This window comes from Bacteroides oleiciplenus YIT 12058, assembly GCF_000315485.1.
Classification (GTDB): domain Bacteria; phylum Bacteroidota; class Bacteroidia; order Bacteroidales; family Bacteroidaceae; genus Bacteroides; species Bacteroides oleiciplenus.
In genome coordinates, this window is the sequence record NZ_JH992945.1 from 170,357 (window position 1) to 189,585 (window position 19,229).

At 44.3% G+C, this 19,229-nt stretch carries 17 protein-coding genes and 1 other RNA gene; 6 read left to right on the forward strand and 12 right to left on the reverse strand.

The window, feature by feature from the left end; genetic code table 11:
* Positions 1 to 178 precede the first annotated feature (178 nt).
* The 3 genes from HMPREF9447_RS23295 to HMPREF9447_RS23305 are packed head-to-tail and all read right to left on the reverse strand — an operon-like array spanning position 179 to position 3,975.
* Positions 179 to 1,513, reverse strand: a complete 1,335-nt coding sequence (locus HMPREF9447_RS23295) for a transglutaminase-like domain-containing protein (RefSeq protein WP_009132199.1) — start codon at positions 1,511 to 1,513, stop codon at positions 179 to 181.
* Positions 1,514 to 1,553: 40 nt separating this feature from the next.
* Positions 1,554 to 2,720, reverse strand: coding sequence for a dipeptide epimerase (locus HMPREF9447_RS23300; RefSeq protein ID WP_009132200.1), 1,167 nt, complete (start codon positions 2,718 to 2,720; stop codon positions 1,554 to 1,556).
* Positions 2,721 to 2,769: 49 nt separating this feature from the next.
* Positions 2,770 to 3,975, reverse strand: a complete 1,206-nt coding sequence (locus tag HMPREF9447_RS23305; RefSeq protein WP_009132201.1) for a C40 family peptidase — start codon at positions 3,973 to 3,975, stop codon at positions 2,770 to 2,772.
* 344 nt (positions 3,976 to 4,319) lie between these two features.
* Here HMPREF9447_RS23305 and rnpB point away from each other — a divergent pair.
* Both rnpB and HMPREF9447_RS23310 read left to right on the forward strand, forming a co-directional pair.
* Positions 4,320 to 4,749, forward strand: an RNA gene (gene rnpB, locus HMPREF9447_RS27520) — RNase P RNA component class A.
* A 95-nt stretch (positions 4,750 to 4,844) separates the two neighbouring features.
* A complete protein-coding gene (locus HMPREF9447_RS23310; RefSeq protein ID WP_009132202.1) occupies positions 4,845 to 6,161 on the forward strand; it encodes a YihY/virulence factor BrkB family protein in 1,317 nt (438 codons plus the stop codon).
* 100 nt (positions 6,162 to 6,261) lie between these two features.
* On the opposite strand, the gene HMPREF9447_RS23315 is transcribed toward HMPREF9447_RS23310, so the two are convergent.
* The 6 genes from HMPREF9447_RS23315 to pstC all read right to left on the reverse strand — a co-directional run bounded on the left by HMPREF9447_RS23315 (position 6,262) and on the right by pstC (position 11,505).
* Complete coding sequence (locus HMPREF9447_RS23315; protein ID WP_009132203.1) at positions 6,262 to 6,798, reverse strand: nitroreductase family protein; 537 nt, start codon at positions 6,796 to 6,798, stop codon at positions 6,262 to 6,264.
* 86 nt (positions 6,799 to 6,884) lie between these two features.
* Entirely contained in the window at positions 6,885 to 7,487 is a 603-nt protein-coding gene (locus HMPREF9447_RS23320; RefSeq protein ID WP_009132204.1) for a riboflavin synthase, read from the reverse strand.
* Positions 7,488 to 7,914: 427 nt separating this feature from the next.
* A complete protein-coding gene (gene phoU, locus HMPREF9447_RS23325) occupies positions 7,915 to 8,610 on the reverse strand; it encodes a phosphate signaling complex protein PhoU (protein ID WP_009132205.1) in 696 nt (231 codons plus the stop codon).
* Between the two features lie 46 nt (positions 8,611 to 8,656).
* Positions 8,657 to 9,412 (reverse strand): phosphate ABC transporter ATP-binding protein PstB, encoded by a 756-nt coding sequence (gene pstB / locus HMPREF9447_RS23330; protein ID WP_009132206.1) that lies wholly within the window; start codon positions 9,410 to 9,412, stop codon positions 8,657 to 8,659.
* A gap of 20 nt (positions 9,413 to 9,432) precedes the next feature.
* Entirely contained in the window at positions 9,433 to 10,293 is an 861-nt protein-coding gene (pstA, locus tag HMPREF9447_RS23335) for a phosphate ABC transporter permease PstA (RefSeq protein ID WP_009132207.1), read from the reverse strand.
* Between the two features lie 27 nt (positions 10,294 to 10,320).
* Positions 10,321 to 11,505 (reverse strand): phosphate ABC transporter permease subunit PstC, encoded by a 1,185-nt coding sequence (gene pstC / locus HMPREF9447_RS23340; protein WP_009132208.1) that lies wholly within the window; start codon positions 11,503 to 11,505, stop codon positions 10,321 to 10,323.
* Between the two features lie 262 nt (positions 11,506 to 11,767).
* On the opposite strand from pstC, the gene HMPREF9447_RS23345 reads away from it, so the two are divergent.
* The 3 genes from HMPREF9447_RS23345 to HMPREF9447_RS23355 all read left to right on the forward strand — a co-directional run bounded on the left by HMPREF9447_RS23345 (position 11,768) and on the right by HMPREF9447_RS23355 (position 15,832).
* Positions 11,768 to 12,577, forward strand: a complete 810-nt coding sequence (locus HMPREF9447_RS23345; RefSeq protein WP_009132209.1) for a PstS family phosphate ABC transporter substrate-binding protein — start codon at positions 11,768 to 11,770, stop codon at positions 12,575 to 12,577.
* Between the two features lie 61 nt (positions 12,578 to 12,638).
* A complete protein-coding gene (locus tag HMPREF9447_RS23350; RefSeq protein ID WP_009132210.1) occupies positions 12,639 to 14,378 on the forward strand; it encodes a glutamine--tRNA ligase/YqeY domain fusion protein in 1,740 nt (579 codons plus the stop codon).
* Between the two features lie 29 nt (positions 14,379 to 14,407).
* Complete coding sequence (locus tag HMPREF9447_RS23355) at positions 14,408 to 15,832, forward strand: tetratricopeptide repeat protein (RefSeq protein ID WP_009132211.1); 1,425 nt, start codon at positions 14,408 to 14,410, stop codon at positions 15,830 to 15,832.
* A 63-nt stretch (positions 15,833 to 15,895) separates the two neighbouring features.
* On the opposite strand, the gene HMPREF9447_RS23360 is transcribed toward HMPREF9447_RS23355, so the two are convergent.
* Both HMPREF9447_RS23360 and tpx read right to left on the reverse strand, forming a co-directional pair.
* Complete coding sequence (locus tag HMPREF9447_RS23360; protein ID WP_009132212.1) at positions 15,896 to 16,804, reverse strand: DUF368 domain-containing protein; 909 nt, start codon at positions 16,802 to 16,804, stop codon at positions 15,896 to 15,898.
* 205 nt (positions 16,805 to 17,009) lie between these two features.
* The gene (tpx, locus tag HMPREF9447_RS23365; protein WP_009132213.1) at positions 17,010 to 17,513 is read right to left on the reverse strand and encodes a thiol peroxidase; all 504 of its coding nucleotides are present in this window, start codon (positions 17,511 to 17,513) and stop codon (positions 17,010 to 17,012) included.
* A 118-nt stretch (positions 17,514 to 17,631) separates the two neighbouring features.
* On the opposite strand from tpx, the gene HMPREF9447_RS23370 reads away from it, so the two are divergent.
* Positions 17,632 to 18,219, forward strand: a complete 588-nt coding sequence (locus HMPREF9447_RS23370) for an HdeD family acid-resistance protein (RefSeq protein WP_009132214.1) — start codon at positions 17,632 to 17,634, stop codon at positions 18,217 to 18,219.
* 97 nt (positions 18,220 to 18,316) lie between these two features.
* On the opposite strand, the gene HMPREF9447_RS23375 is transcribed toward HMPREF9447_RS23370, so the two are convergent.
* Entirely contained in the window at positions 18,317 to 18,907 is a 591-nt protein-coding gene (locus HMPREF9447_RS23375; RefSeq protein ID WP_009132215.1) for a master DNA invertase Mpi family serine-type recombinase, read from the reverse strand.
* Positions 18,908 to 19,229 lie beyond the last annotated feature (322 nt).

The following is a 19,229-nucleotide window of genomic DNA, read 5'->3' on the forward strand; positions in this document are numbered from 1 at the left end:
TTACATTTATGCACGTTTACTGACGTGAAAATAAGGCAGATAGACGTTAAAAAGAAACAGACCGTCTACCTGTATAAAATAGATGGTCTGTTAGGGGCAAACAGATGGTCTGTTTAACCCAGACGCACTATCTGTTTACCCTCAACAGACCATCTGTTTTTATGAAGTAGGTATTTACTTAATTATCAAGGTATTCTATATCCATATGATAATCCCATTGCGGGAAATACAGGTTGCCTCCCTCCCATTCCACTTCGCCACGCTGGAAATCTACGGTTTCACTGCGAGGATACTTCTTTTCGGGAACCAATGGCATGCCGTAGTCGCTGTTCACAATCATGCGCCAGGAGTCAATGCCACCCAGGAAGAAATATTCCTCGTCCGCATTGCGGGCAAAGGTAGGAACACCGAATGACTGGTCTACAGGCACCCATCCGATACCTTCAAAGTAGATTTCCGCCCAGTCGTGCAGGTTCCATGCTTTTGGGTGCATCATAAAGCCGCTTTGAAAATGGGCGGGAATACCACTGATGCGGCAAAGAGTAATAAACAGCAGGCTAACCTGCCCGCAATCGCCCTTATGGTTATCCAATACATATTCCGGGATATTCTCTATAGTGGAATACTCGCGTGCCGAAGCCCACGGAAAATTATCGTTCACCCAACGGAAGATGCGCTTGGCTTTCAGCAGCGGATTGGTTTCGCCTACTGTCAATTTGGCAGCAAGTTCGCGCATACGTGGCGAGAAGATGATATGTTTCTCCCGTTCAGCGGTATATTCCTTATATATAGAGGAAGTCGTGTCATACGGTTGGATATTCTCCGGTTTCAGATTGTGCCATTCGGCATTGGAGGTATACTCGAAACTTTCGGAGAATACAGTTGGCTCATCCTTTACGGCACGCTTCTCCATATAAAGGGTACTGTGGAGGCATTCTTCCGGAGAAAAAGCATAATCAGGCTCACTGGCAGAAATAAACTTCACATCCTGCTGGCGCGGCTGGTCCTGGCGCGGATAAGGAAGCCAGCAACGGATAAGTTCTCCCGCAGGAACAGCATTACTGTCTACCGTGAGGGTATAGGTAACACGCATCCGTTTGGGGGCAACAATAGGGATACCTTCCTTCTTTACGCTTGCAATGACTTCGGGCAAATGCTCTATATTCACTTTTTCGCTCCCGCTAAAGGAGACGCCATCTTTAGCTGCTTTTATTTTATAGCAGGCAGAGTCAACACGGAACAGATTAGGAGCGGCATTACGGAAATAACGCTTCTCGCCATCCAGGGTCATGCACTCCAATGCTTTGGAGGCTTCCCACTGACGCATTTGTTCATCAGTCACGTCGGGGATGTACTTGCGGATGTAGTCTTTCACTTCGGCTTCCGTACGAGAGAAGTCAGTGAGGAGGCGCTGATGCAGGTCATCTTCCCAAGTGTAGGGCTTGATATCCGGCTTTGTGACACAAGCAGCAAACAGGAAGAACAAGGCGGCGGTACATAATACTTTTTTCATGAACAAACAATTTATAGATGATAATTGAGATAGTCTTTCCTTATAACTTTACAACTCCGATACCCGGTAAATCAGGTAACGTAATCTTGCCCTTCACTACTTCCATCCCTTTAAAGCGGTCGTTAGCAATGAGCAGATTGCCATCTAAATCGGCAAAATCAACTGCAGGAGAGAACTGAGCAGCCGCAGAGCAGGCACAGGATGTTTCCGTCATACACCCCACCATCACTTTCATCCCCAGCGCACGCGCTAAAGTCACCATCTTCCAGCCTTCGCGCATGCCGGTGCACTTCATCAATTTGATATTGATGCCATGAAATGCACCTTTCAAACCAGCCACATCACTCAGACGCTGCAACGACTCGTCGGCAAAGATGGGCAACGGACTTTGCTGTGTCACCCAGGCTATGTCATCCAACTGAGTTTTAGGCATTGGCTGTTCAATCATAACAATATCTTTTTCTTTCAGCCAATTTATCATATCGAGAGCATAGTGTTTGTCCGTCCACCCCTGGTTAGCATCAACTGCAATGGGAAGATCGGTCACAGAACGAATGGTTTCAATCATCTCCTTGTCATTATCGCGCCCCAATTTCACTTTGAGAATGTTGAACTGCTCAGCACATTCTTTCGTCTTTTCACGCACCACATCTGGAGTATCTATGCCAATGGTGAAAGTAGTGGAAGGAGCCTTTTCCTTATCCAGTCCCCATATTCTGTACCACGGAGCTTGTAGCAATTTGCCCACAAGGTCATGCAAAGCAATATCGACAGCCGCTTTAGCCGCAGCATCTCCTGGCGACAGCTTATCTATATAAGCCAGTATATCTTCCAACTGGAATGGATCCGGAAACTGACCGATGACATCCTGAACTTTCTTCAGGAAAGCCAGAACACTTTCCATTGTCCCCAACTCTTTCTGCAGATAAGGCGGCATCGAAGCCTCTCCATAACCGGTGATTCCATCATATTCAATCTCTACCTGCACATCAGGAGTGGTGGTACGTGAGTAGGTGGCTACGGTGAATACATGGCGCAACTTCAACTCATAGGGAAAGAAGCGCAATTTCATCTTAGCATTCACGCCACTCTTGTTAATATTGAACAGTGCCGGGGTACTTTCCCCTGCAAACACATTATTAATTACCATACCGGACCCCAGTGCGGCAAAGGCAGCTGTTTTCAGGAAATCTCTTCTGTTTTGCATAATATTTGTTTTTTAAGTATTGATTGATGATGATTGGCAGCCTACCTGATTACCACTTATAATAAGGATTGGTGGCCGTAGTATTAAGAGGTGCCTCCTTATTAATATAAGGTAGCACGCGTGTAGCAAACAGCAAGCGTCCGAGGTTGTATTCATCGAAAAGCTCGTCGGTAGCATCAAAACTACTGACGTGCACATCACCTTGTGAGTGAATGAAGCGTTTGTTGCCGATATACATTCCCACATGCACCACCCGCTCCTTGCGGTCTGCCGTAGCTTTGCGACCAAAGAATATCAGATCGCCGGGTTGCAGATTACTGAAATCAGGAGCAATATCAATGTGCTCGCCTACATATGCTTGCTGCGAAGCATCGCGAGGGATAATAATGTCATGCATGAAGAGAATGGTGCGCATGAAACCGCTACAATCCACCCCTTTGGAGGAAGTGCCTGCCCAAAGATATGGAATGCCCATCAATGTATGCGCCGTGTGGATGATGCTGGCAGCATCCTGCTTCAAAGCTGCACGCCACTTCTTCTCCGGCATGGAGATGGATTTAGAGATATATCCGATTCGTCCGTCGGGATAAGCCACTTTATAGAAAGCACCTTTCGTCCCCTCCCATTTCAGACGATTACCTGCGGCAACATCAGAAATGGTCTGTGAAGCCTGATTCGGTTCGGAATAAACAAAGCCGTAATGAGAAGTCACCACAATTTTTTCTGCGGTATTCCAGGCATGAAGTTCTTCTTTCGTCACCGGATGAATGCCTACGCGATGTACCCATGCGATGTAATTATCCGGCGTCTGGATGCGATACCAACCGTCACGCTGCAACACACGGACAGGCATCCCCATCAATCCCTGCGTCATCATTTCTGACGAGAAATCCGGGTCTACCCGAAGGTTGGATACCGATACGTTTATGATACCGTAGGTTTTTCCCTCCAAAGCAGCCTCATCCGGCAACACTTGCAGGCAATCCATTACTTTATAATTTGCTTTCGACAATCCATCCATCAATGCAGCCTTTGCCGCAGACGAAGTTGTCACACCGCGCAACATCACATTTTTACCGGAAAAGGAATAATCGACATCAAAGAGTGCCACCCGTTTGTCGGGTGCATACTGACGTTTCAAACTGTCGGATAATTGCATTACATCGGCAGGAATAGTCCTGTCTCCAACTTCCGAAGCCATCGTACAAATAGAAGTAAAGAGGAACAGAGACACGATAGGAATAAGTTTCTTCATTAGCTAAAATGATTTTGGGGTTATTAAGTGTAGCAAAGTTAGAAATAATTTCTATTTTGAATATATTTTTTCAAGAATATTAAGGATTAGTTTTAGAATGAAGCCTGTCTGCTCCGTATTTGCTCCGTATCTGCTCCGTACCAAGTCCGTATCAAGTCCGTGCCATAGGATACGGAGATGATACGGAGATGGTACGGAGTTGATATGGAGCAAATACGGAGTTGATACGGACTTGGTACGGAGCAGATACGGAGCGAGTGTGGTAAAAAGAATCATAACTCGCACAAAAAATGAATGAATCATTTCATTGTCCCCTCAGTTTACACTATCTTTGCAGGACAAAAGCAGTTGGTCGGTCTGTCGCTTGCGCTTCGGCGCACGAGGAAAGTCCGGGCAACACAGAGCATCCCACTTCCTAACAGAAAGCTGTCCGCGAGGGTAGAGTAACGTAGAAGAAAACAACCGCCGATGTCTTCCGGATGTCGGTAAGGGTGAGAAGGTGGGGTAAGAGCCTACCAGTCTTGTGGCGACACAAGAGCTGTGCGTCTTGGGAGTTGTAAGGTCATGTAAACCGACGCTATGAGAGCTGCTCGCTCCATGTCGGAGGGTAGACCGCTAAAGCTTGTATGGTGACATACGGCTCAGATAAATGACAGACACTTCATAAATTGAGAATTAAAAATTGAGAATTAAAAAATATCCGCAGGATGTTTGTTAATCTTCAATACTCGATTTAAGAAGATACAGAACCCGGCTTACAGACTGACTGCTTTTTTAAATTAAAAATTGAAAATTGAGAACCAAGAAATAAAAGTGCTGTTATCCTTATAGCTATTTTTCAATTTTCAATTCTCAATTCTCAATTTGGTATGAATAAACGTATTACTGCTCTTTGGAAGTTTCTGACATACGACATTTGGCGTATTACGGAGGATGAAGTCACCAAGACGACTTTCTCCCTCTACAACATAATCAAAACCATCTACCTGTGCATCAACCGCTTCACCAAGGACAGACTGGCGAACAAAGCGTCCGCACTGACCTATAGCACATTGCTTGCCATTGTGCCCATCCTTGCCATTCTGTTTGCCATAGCACGCGGGTTCGGCTTCTCTAACCTTATGGAGAACCAGGTACGAATGGGATTTGGCGGCCATAATGAGACCACAGAAATCATCCTGCAATTTGTGGATTCCTACCTCTCGCAAACTAAAAGCGGCATATTTATCGGAGTAGGGTTAATCATGCTGTTGTGGACGGTCATTAATCTGATTAGCAACATTGAAATTACTTTCAACCGCATCTGGCAAATAAAAAAAGCGCGAAGCATGTACCGTAAAATCACGGATTACTTCTCCATGTTCCTGCTGATGCCTATCCTTATTGTGATTTCTGCCGGTCTTTCAGTCTTTATGACTACAACATTAAAATACATAGAGGATTTTGTGTTGCTGGCTCCTATCCTGAAATTCCTGATTCGCCTCATCCCCTTTGCACTGACATGGTTCATGTTCACAGGGCTGTATATCTATATGCCGAATACAAAAGTGAAGTTCAAGCATGCACTCATATCGGGTGTGCTTGCAGGAACGGCACATCAGGCATTTCAGTTCCTCTACATTAGTGGTCAGTTGTGGGTATCGCGCTATAATGCCATTTACGGTAGTTTCGCAGCACTCCCCTTATTCTTGTTGTGGTTGCAAATATCATGGACTATCTGCCTGTTCGGTGCAGAATTGACGTATGCAGGGCAAAACATACGGAATTTCAGTTTCGACAAGGACACCGAAAATATTAGCCGAAGGTTCCGGGACTTTGTTTCCATCCTCATCATGTCCCTCATTGCCAAGAGATTTGAAGAAGATGCCAAACCATACACTGCCGAAGAGATATCCGAAGAGTGTCAGATACCTATCCGGCTGACGCACCAAACCCTATATGAACTACAAGAAATCAATCTGCTACACGAAGTAGCGGATGAAGACAATAATGAGATAGGCTTTCAGCCTTCCATGGATATCAACAAAATGAATGTCGCTCTTTTATTGGACAGACTGGATACGCATGGTTCGGAAGATTTCAAGATAGATAAGGATAAAGAGTTCAGCGAACAATGGAATGTGCTGACGAAAGCACGGGAAGAGTACTACAGAAGTGCAAGCCATGTGTTGCTGAAAGACCTTTGATAAATTGAAAATTGAGAATTAAAAATAGAAAATAGAAAAATACTATGCAGCATGATTGCGCAGCTATTTTTCAATTTTTAATTCTCAATTTTCAATTTATTCAGTATTTGTTATAGGAAACCACCTTCTCTTTCGGCTTCCTGGCTTTTTTCCTTTTCTCCTTCACTGAGTAGCCGATGGTGATAACCAATAGTAGACGCTTGGAAGCTGGGATGCCGGTCAATTTCTTTATTTCCTTTTCATCAAACCAGCCGAGGATGCAAGAGCCGAGACCTTCGCTTTCGGCGGCCAAGGTGATATGGGCGGTGGCGATGCCGATATCTACTAACGGAAAATATTTGTCCTTAATCTTTGCACCCAGAAATGAAGTGATGTTCATCGACTCCTCCACAACCAGAATATGAACAGGAGCATCCTTGGCAAATTTATTCATGCCCAGTCCCGCAGTGGCCTTACCTACTTTGACAGAAAGTTCCGGATCGTTGATTACAACAAACTTCCACGGTTGCGCATTACAGGCAGAAGGAGCCAAGCGCGCGGCTTCCAATATCCGTTCCAATTTCTCCGGCTCAACGGGACGCGTCATATCATAAGCACGGTCACTCTGGCGGGAGGCGACTAATTGCAGAAAATCCATTTGATTATAATTTTGATTCACCACAGATTACACGGGCAAACACTGATTTAAAAAAGGGAATTACCCATGCAAGCTGTGGTAAGTTGTTATTTAAACTGTAACATCCGGCTGATATATTTGCCGATAATATCAAACTCAAGATTCACAACACTGCCCACTTTAATATCGTGGAAGTTAGTGTACTCAAAAGTGTAAGGTATGATAGCTACCTGGAAAGTATCGTCTGTCGGGTTACACACAGTCAGGCTTACACCGTTTACTGTTACAGAACCTTTATCTACAGTGATGTATCCACGCTTTGCCATTTCTTTGTCGAAAGCATACTGGAAGGTGAAGTAATAGCTTCCTTCAGCATCTTCCACACTGATACAGGTAGCGGTCTGGTCCACATGCCCCTGTACGATATGTCCGTCGAGGCGGCCGTTCATCATCATGCTGCGCTCCACATTCACCTTGTCTCCCACTTTCAGAAGTCCGAGGTTGGAACGCTCCAACGTTTCCTTCATGGCCGTAACCGTATAGGAATCATCCGTCATGCTGACTACCGTGAGGCATACACCATTATGAGACACACTCTGGTCTATCTTCAATTCATTTACAAATGAGCACTTGAACGTGAAGTGTACGTTCTCTTGTTCTTTCACCAATGCCACAAGTGTGGCACATTCTTCTACTATTCCGGAAAACATAATTCTATTTACGATTTAATGATTTACAATTCCTTATTTGGAGAATACAAAGATAATGCAAATTGAGCGCAGAATTTTCATGCAAGCATGAAAAAAGTTCTGCCGAGATACAGCTTATCTTCTCCAAAGATACAAAATAGATGGGACATAAATGCAAAAAAAATGGAGCTTTTCACAAAGCCCCATTTTTCAGTTTTCAATAGGTATTAGTTTTTTTTAAGGTAAAAAGATTGTTTTCAGGATAACGGTGCAAATATAGCGGCTTTTCAGGATACTTACCAAATTAAAAAACATGTCTTATAACATCTTTTTGAAATTTCTTTGGTTTTATTATCATTTATGTAGCCTTCCTACATCCGCAATCGTTTTCAATGGACAAATATATAGCATTTTTCTAACAAACACTAAATTTTACCTTAAAAAGAGCTTATTTATTGTTGAAAGGGTACTGTTCATCGACTTTTCCACTATGTTTTAACACTTTGGCGTCGATAAAGAAGACTATTTCTTCGGCAATATTGGTGATGTGGTCGCCCGAACGCTCCAACTTGCGGAAGACACTCACAAGGTTCAGACAAGGAAGGGTGCTGTCAGGATGTTTGCTGATATAGTCTGCCAGGATAGTGGTGGCCTCGGCATTAATCTCATCCAACAAGTTGTCCTTAGCAAAGACCGAGGTGGCTAAATCCTGGCTCTCATCCTGAAGGGCTTTCTTGGCAAGTTCCAACATGGAAAGCATCTGCGCCTGCATTTCTTCCAAGCGTAATTGTTTCAGAAGTTCCGGGTCGAGAACAGGCTCTTTGCAGTTCAACACAAAACGGGCTATGCCTTCGGCAAAATCACCGAGACGTTCCAGATTGGTATTAATCTTCAGCATGGCGAGCACAAAACGCAGGTCGATGGCTACGGGGTTGTACAGAGCAATGATGTCTTCCACATCACTGTCTATTTTCAGTTCAAGGGCATTTACACGACGCTCACGCACCAGCACCCGTTGTGCCAACTCGCGGTCGAAAGTAAGGACGGACTCTCCTGCCCTGTCGAGCTGATTATATACCAAGGTCCACATTTCGTCTATCTCTTTTTTCAGCAAGACGAGTTCCGATTCGATAAACTTTACCATAAATTTCTATTTTAAGTTACTTGTATTATATTTCAAAAATGCTTCATTATCCGAAGCGTCCCGTGATATAGTTCTGTGTCTCCACTTTATCGGGGTTCGTGAATATCTTCTTTGTATCGTCAAACTCTACCATTTGTCCCAGATAGAAGAATGCCGTCTTATCACTAACGCGCGCAGCCTGCTGCATATTGTGCGTGACTATGACTATTGTATACTGTTCCTTCAGTTCGTGAATAAGCTCTTCCACTTTGGCGGTAGAAATAGGGTCGAGCGCAGAAGCCGGTTCATCCATCAGCAATACGGAAGGAGACACAGCCATGGCGCGGGCAATGCAAAGCCGTTGCTGTTGTCCGCCGGAAAGGGCGTAAGCAGAGACTTTGAGTTTGTCCTTTACCTCATCCCACAGGGCGGCACCCCTCAGGGATTCTTCTACACGCTGGCGGATAAAGCTATTATCTGTCACACCATTCACCCGAAGACCATAAGCCACATTCTCGAAGATACTTTTCGGAAAAGGATTAGGACGCTGAAACACCATACCCACTTTCTTGCGAAGCTCATCTACCTGAATCTCCTTTCCGTAGATGTCTTTTCCGTCGATATGGATTTCACCGGTCAGGCGAGTATTAGGGATAAGATCATTCATACGATTGAATAATCGCAGGAAAGTAGACTTACCACATCCCGAAGGACCGATAAAAGCCACTACCGAACGTTCTTCTATCGACATGCTGATACCCTTCAGAGCATGGAAGTCTCCATACCAGAAATTGACATTGTTTGCTTCTATTTTACCTATCATTTCGTTTACTGTTATTCCTGTTAGTTCATCTTTACTTTTTTCTCGAAATATTTCCGCAGAGCATTTGCCACAAGATTCACCAAAAGGATGATTACTATTAAAACCAAAGCGGTGCCATAAGCCAACGGAAGCTGGGATTCCATATCCGTGCCACTGGTGGAAATCACATATAGATGATAGGGCAACGCCATGCACTGGTCGAGTATGCTTGTGGGCAACTGCGGAAGGAAGTATGCGGCACAAGTAAACAAAATCGGTGCAGTCTCACCCGAAACGCGACCCAAAGCAAGAATCAGCCCGGTTATCACATTAGGCATCGCCATAGGCAGGACTACGTGCCAGATGGTTTGCAGCTTGGTGGCTCCCAAAGCCCGGCTCCCCTCACGCAAAGTGTCGGGAATAGCTTTCAGTGCCTCTTCCGTGGTGCGAATGACCAAAGGGACACAAAGTAATCCTAATGTAAGCGAACCGGCAAGGATGCTATCGCCAAAACCCATATAGTTGACGAACAACGCCATACCGAAAAGGCCGAAAACAATGGAAGGTATACCACTCAGGTTGTTCGTCATCATACGGATGAGGCGGACAATCCAACCTTTCGGGGCATATTCGTTCATATAAATACCACTCATCACTCCCACCGGAAAGGCAAACAGGGCACTACCTACCATCAGATAGAACGTACCGACTATGGCAGGCAGAATACCACCTGCCGTCATGCCATCTGTTGGAGCCATAGTCAGGAATTCCCAACTGATAACTCCTATACCTTTATATATAATAAAACCAAGAATGGCGAAGAGTATCCCCACCACCGTCAGGCTCAGCAAACGGAAAGTTCCGAATGCAATGCGTTGCGAAAGATGTTTCCTGTCTATCATACTAACTTTCCCTTTCTCTACGAATCACTATCTTTTCTGGGCTGACACCGCTTCTACCGTGAAGTTTATCAGCAAACTAATAAAGAACAACACTACTCCCAGCAGGAACAAGGCTTCATAATGCGCTCCTCCGGCAGGTGCTTCTCCCAATTCGGCTGCAATCGTGGCGGGAATGGTGCGCAAAGGTTCCAGAATGGTATGCGGTATAACTGCCGCATTACCTGTCACCATCAGCACCGCCATCGTTTCGCCGATGGCACGCCCGATGCCCAGCACTACACCGGAAGTGATGCCCGATACGGAATACGGTATCACCACCTTATATATAGTCTGCCACTGTGATGCTCCCAATGCCAGGCTGGCTTCACGCATGGCACGGGGACAGTTGCGCATGGCATCTTCTGTCACGGTGATGATGGTGGGCAATGCCATTATAGCCAGTACGATGCTCCCTGCCAGCCCACTTTCACCAACAGGCAAATTAAACATTTTCTGTATGAGCGGTACAATCACTATCAATCCGAAGAATCCATAAACCACTGACGGGATACCGCTCAGCAATTCAATGATCGGTTTCAATAGATTGCGTATCTTCGGATTTGCCACTTCGGACATGTATATAGCCACTGAAAGACCAAACGGAAGAGCTATCAGAATGGCAAACAGACTCACCCACAATGTACCCGTTATCAACGGAAGAAAACCGAACTGCGCAGCAGGCGTAGCCGTCGGGAACCATTCCGCTCCGGCAAAGACATCCTTCACCGAGATGGTATTGTCGCGCAGCAAGTGCACGGAGTCTTGCCGGACAATGAACTGTTGCGGCACAAAGGCAATGATGCCCGGCGTACGCTCCACCAGCTCCGTTATCTTCGCTCCGGCATGTTCGTAGGCAGCCCCCAGTTCTTCCTCCGTATAATACTCGGTGATGTCTTCCAAACGGAAAAGCCGGATAGGCATATCCTGCCCTCCGACCTCATTCCAGTTCGTTATCTCTTCGTCGAAAACATTCTTTATCTGAGCCGGTGTCAGCTCACTCACCTTATTATCTTTATTCAGTGCCAACACATATCCTTCTTCAATCACCCGGCTGTTGAACAGTCCCAACGCCTCGGAAAAGAGAAACAGGATAATGAGCACAATGGTGATGCTTGTTACAAACCCGCTACAAGCCAACACGCCTTCTACTATTTTCTCAAAAAGCTTCTTCATAAATGCCTATTGAAATTCTGTATGCAAAGAAACGGGGAGCGTGTTAAGAGAGTGTGACTAACGTTTGAAAGAAATGTTTCAAACATATTACAAATGTGTTACAACACCCGGAAATGCCACCCCTGCAATAAAATTGTAATATACAATCGCTTTCTTTGCAAATGATAAACAAGGAGAGCATCTGTTTGGTTATAGTATTAGTCATTTTTTTGATTATAATAAAAATCTATTTTGAATATAATAAAAAACTTTTTTGATTATAATGAAAACAATAAGCATCATCCTACTTCTGGCGTTGGCCGCAACCGACGCACAGGCGCAACGCATCAAAGGCAGTGACACCGTATTGCCCATAGCGCAACAGACTGCCGAAAGATTCATGGCACTCACCCCCGAAGCCCGCGTCACCGTGACGGGCGGAGGCACCGGTGTAGGTATTTCAGCCCTATTGGACGGTACAACGGACATCGCCATGGCATCACGCCCCATCAAATTTAGTGAGAAGATGAAAGTGAAGTCCGCAGGCAAGGAAGTGGAAGAAGTAATCGTAGCTCACGATGCCCTTGCCGTTGTGGTGCACCCTTCCAATCCCGTCAAACAACTGACGCGCCAGCAACTGGAAGATATCTTCCGGGGAAAAATTACTAACTGGAAGCAAGTAGGCGGAGATGACCGCAAAATCGTGGTATATTCCCGCGAAACGTCTTCGGGTACTTATGAATTCTTTAAAGAAAGCGTACTCAAGAACAAGAATTACATGAGCAGTAGTCTTTCTATGCCTGCCACGGGTGCCATCATCCAATCCGTCAGCCAGACGCGCGGAGCAATAGGGTACGTAGGCCTGGCTTATTTATCCCCTCGCGTTAAATCAATCTCCGTTTCTTATGACGGGAAGCACTATGCACCTCCCACAATGGAGAGTGCCACCGACAAGAGTTATCCTATTGTGCGCCCGTTATACTATTATTATAATAAGGAAAACTCCGAACAAGTAGCTCCCCTCGTCAATTTCATACTTTCACCCGCCGGTCAGGAAATCATTAAAAAGAGTGGATATATTCCGGTGAAATAAGGATAAACGAAAAAAAAGTCTTACTTTTGTAGCTTGATTTTTAGAATATATACATACCACTATGGCAGATATTAAAAGCGAAGAAGTAGGTGAAAAAAAGAGCCTCAACTTCATAGAACAAATTGTTGAGAAAGATTTGAAAGAGGGTAAGAACGGTGGCAAAGTGCAAACACGTTTCCCGCCGGAGCCCAACGGATACCTCCACATCGGACATGCCAAGGCTATTTGCCTTGATTTTGGCATTGCGGCCGACCATAATGGCATCTGTAATCTGCGGTTCGACGATACCAATCCGACCAAAGAAGATGTGGAATACGTAGAGGCTATCAAAGAAGATATCCAATGGCTAGGTTACCAGTGGGGGAATGAATACTACGCATCCGATTACTTCCAGCAATTATGGGATTTCGCCATCCGCCTCATCGAAGAAGGTAAAGCATATATCGACGAGCAGACCTCCGAACAAATAGCGCAGCAGAAAGGTACTCCTACCCAGCCGGGTGTAGAAAGCCCCTACCGCAACCGCCCGATAGCAGAAAGCCTCGACCTGTTCAAGAAAATGAATACAGGCGAGATCGCAGAAGGTGCTATGGTGCTCCGTGCCAAGATTGACATGGCGAACCCGAACATGCACTTCCGCGACCCCATCATCTATCGTGTAGTGAACCATCCGCATCACCGTACAGGTACAACGTGGAAAGCCTACCCGATGTATGACTTCGCCCACGGACAGAGTGATTACTTTGAAGGTGTGACGCACTCTCTCTGTACGCTGGAGTTCGTTCCTCACCGTCCACTCTACGACCTTTTTGTAGACTGGGTGAAAGAAGGTCAGGATTTGGATGATAACCGCCCTCATCAGTACGAGTTCAACAAGCTGAACCTCAGCTATACGCTGATGAGCAAGCGTAACTTGCTGATTTTGGTAAAAGAGAAGCTGGTGAACGGATGGGATGATCCCCGTATGCCGACCATTTGTGGTTTCCGCCGCCGCGGATACTCTCCTGAGTCCATTCATAAGTTTATTGATAAAATCGGATATACAACGTACGATGCGCTCAATGAGTTCGCCTTGCTGGAAAGCGCCTTACGCGAAGACCTCAATACGCGTGCCACCCGCATATCAGCCGTAATAAATCCGGTGAAGCTGGTGATTACCAACTATCCCGAGGGACAGGTGGAAGAACTGGAAGCCATAAACAACCCGGAGAAGCCGGAAGAAGGCAGCCACTTCATCGAGTTCAGCCGCGAGCTGTGGATGGAGCGTGAAGACTTCATGGAAGATGCGCCGAAGAAATATTTCCGCATGACTCCGGGACAAGAGGTGCGCCTGAAGAACGCTTACATTGTGAAATGCATCGGATGCAAAAAGAACGAAGCCGGAGAAGTGGTGGAAGTGTATTGCGAATATGACGCAAACACCAAGAGTGGCATGCCCGAAGCTAACCGCAAGGTGAAAGGTACGCTTCACTGGGTAAGTTGTGACCATTGCCTCGAAGCTGAGGTACGCCTTTACGACCGCCTGTGGAAAGTGGAGAATCCGCGCGACGAACTTGCTGCCATTCGCGAAGCCAAGAATTGTGATGCTCTGGAAGCAATGAAAGACATCATCAATCCGGACTCGCTGAATATATTGCCTCATTGCTACATCGAGAAGTATGCCGCCGGCATGAAACCGCTTACTTACTTGCAGTTCCAGCGCATCGGTTACTTCAATGTAGACCCGGATTCCACACCGGAGAAGATGGTATTCAACCGCACTGTAGGACTGAAAGATACCTGGGGCAAGATTAATAAATAAAGTAAGGATTATAAGGAGTAGACTATTAAATGAGTAATAAGAACCTGCTGTCCGGCAGAGATAAAGAATTGCATGAACTTGCCGAGCAATATGAAGTGGCAATGTCTGAGAATAAACCGTTTTATCAGGACGCAGACGACTTGGCCGACCTTGCCGACTGGTATGGTACAAAAAAGAATTATGACAAGGCTTTTGAGATAGCAGAATATGGATTAAAGCTGCATCCCGACAGCACTGCATTGATAATTGAATATGCTTACTTGCACCTGGATAGCGGAAAAAGAGCTAAGGCCCGCGAAATCATCGAGAATCTTCCCGATACTTATTCGCCGGAAGCTAAGGTGGTGCGTGCCCATTTGCTGTTGAGCGAAGGGAAGTTGGACGATGCCGAGCAATTACTCGACACGATTGAGGATAAAGAAGATTTGGCGAACGTGATCGATGTATCTTATATGTTCCTTGATATGGGTTATCCGGACAAAGCTTTGGAATGGCTGGAGCCGGTGAAGAAAGAGTATGCTGAGGAAGAAGCCTATATTGCCGTAGTGGCCGACTGCTATTATGGCAAAGGTATGACAGAAGAAGCTGCTCCTTTGTATAATCAACTGATAGACCAAAATCCATATTCGGCTCCTTACTGGTTCGGCTTGGCAAGATGCTACTTTGAAGAACAAAAGTTCGACCAAGCCATTGATGCCTGTGACTATGCACTGGTAAGTGATGACGAATTTACAGATGCCTATGTAATGAAAGGACATTGCTTCTATCAATTGGGTAATGAAGATGCAGCATTGGAGCATTACCAGAAAGCTCAACAATTACATGGACTCAACACCGAATTTATCTACAGTTTCATCGGCTTGTGCAAAGTATCCAAAGGTGAATGGAAAGAAGGTTACGAAAACCTGGAAAAAGCAATTCAGGAGAATGAGGCGGAAGAAACTCCTTCACCTGCCCTGCCAAATTTATACGCTAATGCAGGACTTTGTCTTTCCAAAATGGGAAAGAAACGTAAAGCGCATCAATATTGCAAGAAAGCTCAAAAACTGGAACCTAAGGATCCGGAGTCTTACTTGATCGAAGGACGAATCTACGTTGAAGAAGGAAATTACGATAAGGGAATAAGGCAATGGGCGAAAGCATTGAAGTATGCTCCTTACGCTGATACCTGGAATGAGATAGGTATGCACAGTATGGAAATCGGTTATCTGGATTATGCCAAAGTGGCCTTTGAACGTGTCTGCGAGCTGGAACCTGAATTTGACGGTATCAATGAAAAGTTAACCCTGCTCTACATGACTCTGCATGATAAAGAAAACTTCATAAAGTACAATCAGAAATGTGTTCATCCGTTCGATTTGAAAGAGTTGAAAAGGATGCAGGCACTTATGGAAAGCGAAGACCGGGAAGAACTGGCAACTTATATGCAAGATATCATAAAAGCATTGCAATGAAAAAAGTAAAGGGTAAAGAAATCGTTTCTTTACCCTTTACTTTTTTATATCTTTAGAATATCTTTATTTTGCACTGCGCGTAGAAAGCTTTTCCAGAAAATATACCAGGAAGAAACCTACTATCATCAACACTACAGCTTCAATAATATGCTGATTAGGCAGAATGTTAGCTTCAACCAGTGGCTTCACTACTCCATGACTATCTGTAAAAGTCTCAATCGTTTCCTTCCAAGGCCACACTTTGTTTAATGAACCCAGCATGAAGCCTGTCAATACCGCCAATGTAATATTGCGGAAATTCTTCAATGCATATGAAAGGATACGCGAGAAAGAAGTTATTCCAATAAAAGCACCTACAAAAAACACCAATAAAACAGTTATATTAAGTGTCTTGACAGCTTCCATGATAAAAAAATACTTGCCCAGCAGCACCAAGATAAAGCTACCCGATATACCCGGAAGAATCATAGCACAAATAGCAATCGCACCACAAAGAAAAATAAAAAATAAATTGGAGGGAGTTTCAGCAGGAGTCGCCACTGTAATGTAATAGGCCACCGCTACTCCTATGATAAAGGCCGGAATCGTTTTCTTATTCCACTCCTTTATATCTTTTCCCACAAACCATGTAGAAGCCAGCACTAATCCGAAGAAGAATGCCCAAACCATGACAGGATGATCCGTGAGCAGCCATGTGATAACCTTAGCCAGCGAAAATACACTGATACCAATTCCTAACAGAAGGGAAATTAAAAAATTACCGTTAATAGCTTTCCAGAATGCTACCCATTTTCCTGTAAAAAACAACTTCAAACTGTTTCCGTTAATGCTTTTTATTGAATCTATCAGTTCATCATAAATTCCCACAATAAAAGCAATTGTTCCCCCCGACACTCCGGGAACTACATCGGCTGCTCCCATTCCCACACCTTTTAGCATGAGTAGGGCGTAGTCTTTTAAACCTCGTTCCATCTTTTTCTTTATCTGTTTAACCTATTAATACTTGATTTTCACAGTACAAAGTAAAACAAAAAAAGTCAGTTACTCACCATAAATCAATAAAAAACATTGAATTCCAAACAGGCTAACTACCTATATAAAAAGCAAACGGTGTACAATAGTCTCACGACCTTTGTACACCATCATTTTTTATTGCTTATCTAAAAATCTGAGATTACTATTTCTTCACGGCTTCTATTGCTTTATCATAATCCGGTTCCTGAGTGATTTCGGGAACCAACTCAGTATACATCACTTTCCCGTCTTTGCCGATAACAACCACGGCACGCGCCAGTAAACCGCCCAATGGTCCATCTGCCATACGCACACCATAACTTTCATCGAAATCCGAGAAGCGGAAATCAGACAAAGGGATTACATTGTCAATTCCCTCCGTTGTGCAAAAACGCGCATGGGCAAAAGGCAAGTCTTTGGAAATCGCCAATACCACAGTGTCAGGCAGGCTTGCTGCCAATTTATTGAACTTGCGCACGGACGTTGCACACACGCTGGTGTCCAGACTCGGGAAGATATTCAATATCACATTCTTTCCTTTCAAGTCTTTCAAAAAGAAAGAAGAAAGGTCAGTCTTTACTAACTCAAAATCAGGAGCAATTGTCCCTGCTTTTATAAACTCACCGATAATCTTGACCGGCTGTCCTTTAAATTTTGTTGTAGCCATAGTTTTCTTGTTTTATATGTTTATACAACAAACAAACTGTTAGAAAAGTTCGCTCCAAAACTTTTCCTATTATAAATTGTTAGTCTCCTAAACAAAAACCAATAAAAATTATAATTGCATGAAAACTTTATTTGACGAACTTCAATGCGAAGTAAAAAACTGGTGGATGTCTCTCTTGCTCGGTATACTATACGTGGTAGTTGCTGTAAGTCTGATGTTTGCACCACTCAGCGGTTATGCTGTTTTAAGTGTCCTGTTCAGCATATCCATGTTGTTCAGTGGTTTGCTGGAGATTTCCTTTGCCGTGAGCAACCGCAAGAATGTATCCAGTTGGGGTTGGTATCTGGCGGGAGGTATCATTGATATGATATTCGGTTTCTATTTGATAGCCTACCCATTGCTAAGTATGGAAGTCATTCCTTTCATCATCGCATTCTGGCTGATGTTCCGTGGCTTCTCTTCTATCGGTTATGCCATGGATTTGAAAAGATATGGCACAAGAGACTGGGGATGGTATATCGCTCTGGGCATACTGGCTGTGATTTGTTCGCTCATCATCCTGTGGCAACCGGCAATAGGCGCCATCTATGTTGTATACATGATTTCGTTCGCGTTCCTTATTATCGGATTCTTCCGCATCATGTTGTCATTTGAATTGAAGAACTTGCACAGACGGGGAAAAGAGACGAAAGAAAGAAGTGAATAAAAAGAAGTAGCGGTGTGGAAGAATCAATATTCTGCAACCCAGAGAAACGAGTTGACTAAAGTACCTGAAAACAGGAACCTGTCAACTCGTTTTCTCATTAGTTAGTGTTCAGAAAACGGGACATAGTGGTACGGGATACCCCCATCTGACGAGCCAGTTCCGAACAAGAAACTCCTCGTTGGGAATCTCTTTTCAATCGTCTTTTGTTTTCACGAAGCACTCTCATAGCAGGACAAGTCCCTTTCTTACGGCCTAACTTGACACCTTCTTTCTTTCGTCTTGCCAATGCTTCTTTGGTTCGCATAGAAATCAGATTACGCTCTATTTCTGCCATTAACCCAAATGCAAATCCCAAAACCTTACTGTTAATGTCGTTTTGAAATACATACCCTTCTTTAGTGCTGTACAAAATAACATTCTTCTTAATACACGAATTTAAAATCGTCATGATTTCCAACATCGTACGGCTCAATCTTGAAATCTCCGTCACAATCAGCGTATCACCTTTTTGCATCCGGTTCAACAACCCCGACAGCTTCCTCTCTTTACTGCTTACACTACCGCTCACCGTCTCAGTGTACCACTTGTCAATCATTAACTCATTCTTCTCTGCAAAGCGCAGAATTTCCTCACGTTGATTTGCCAGAAACTGTTTTTCTGTACTCACTCTTAAATAAGCTACTACCATAATTTGATTTTTAATAGGTTTAACGGCGCCAAAGAACAGCAATAACAACGAAAAATCACAGCATCATTAAGCAATGAAATACAGCAAGTTCGCTCACTTCACCCCTTTTATTTTACATCACTTATTTCAAGGATGGCAAAGCAAATTATGTAGGAATACATATTTCCGTACCAGAAGCTGGTTATAAAAAGAAACAAGAAAAAATCGTCTTTCTTTTCTATAATAGACAAAATTTCCTTTTCAACTTCCACAAGTCCTAATACGGAGTTCGCTCAAACGTTAATTATCTAATTATGAAAGCATTGCATTTACCAACCATTTA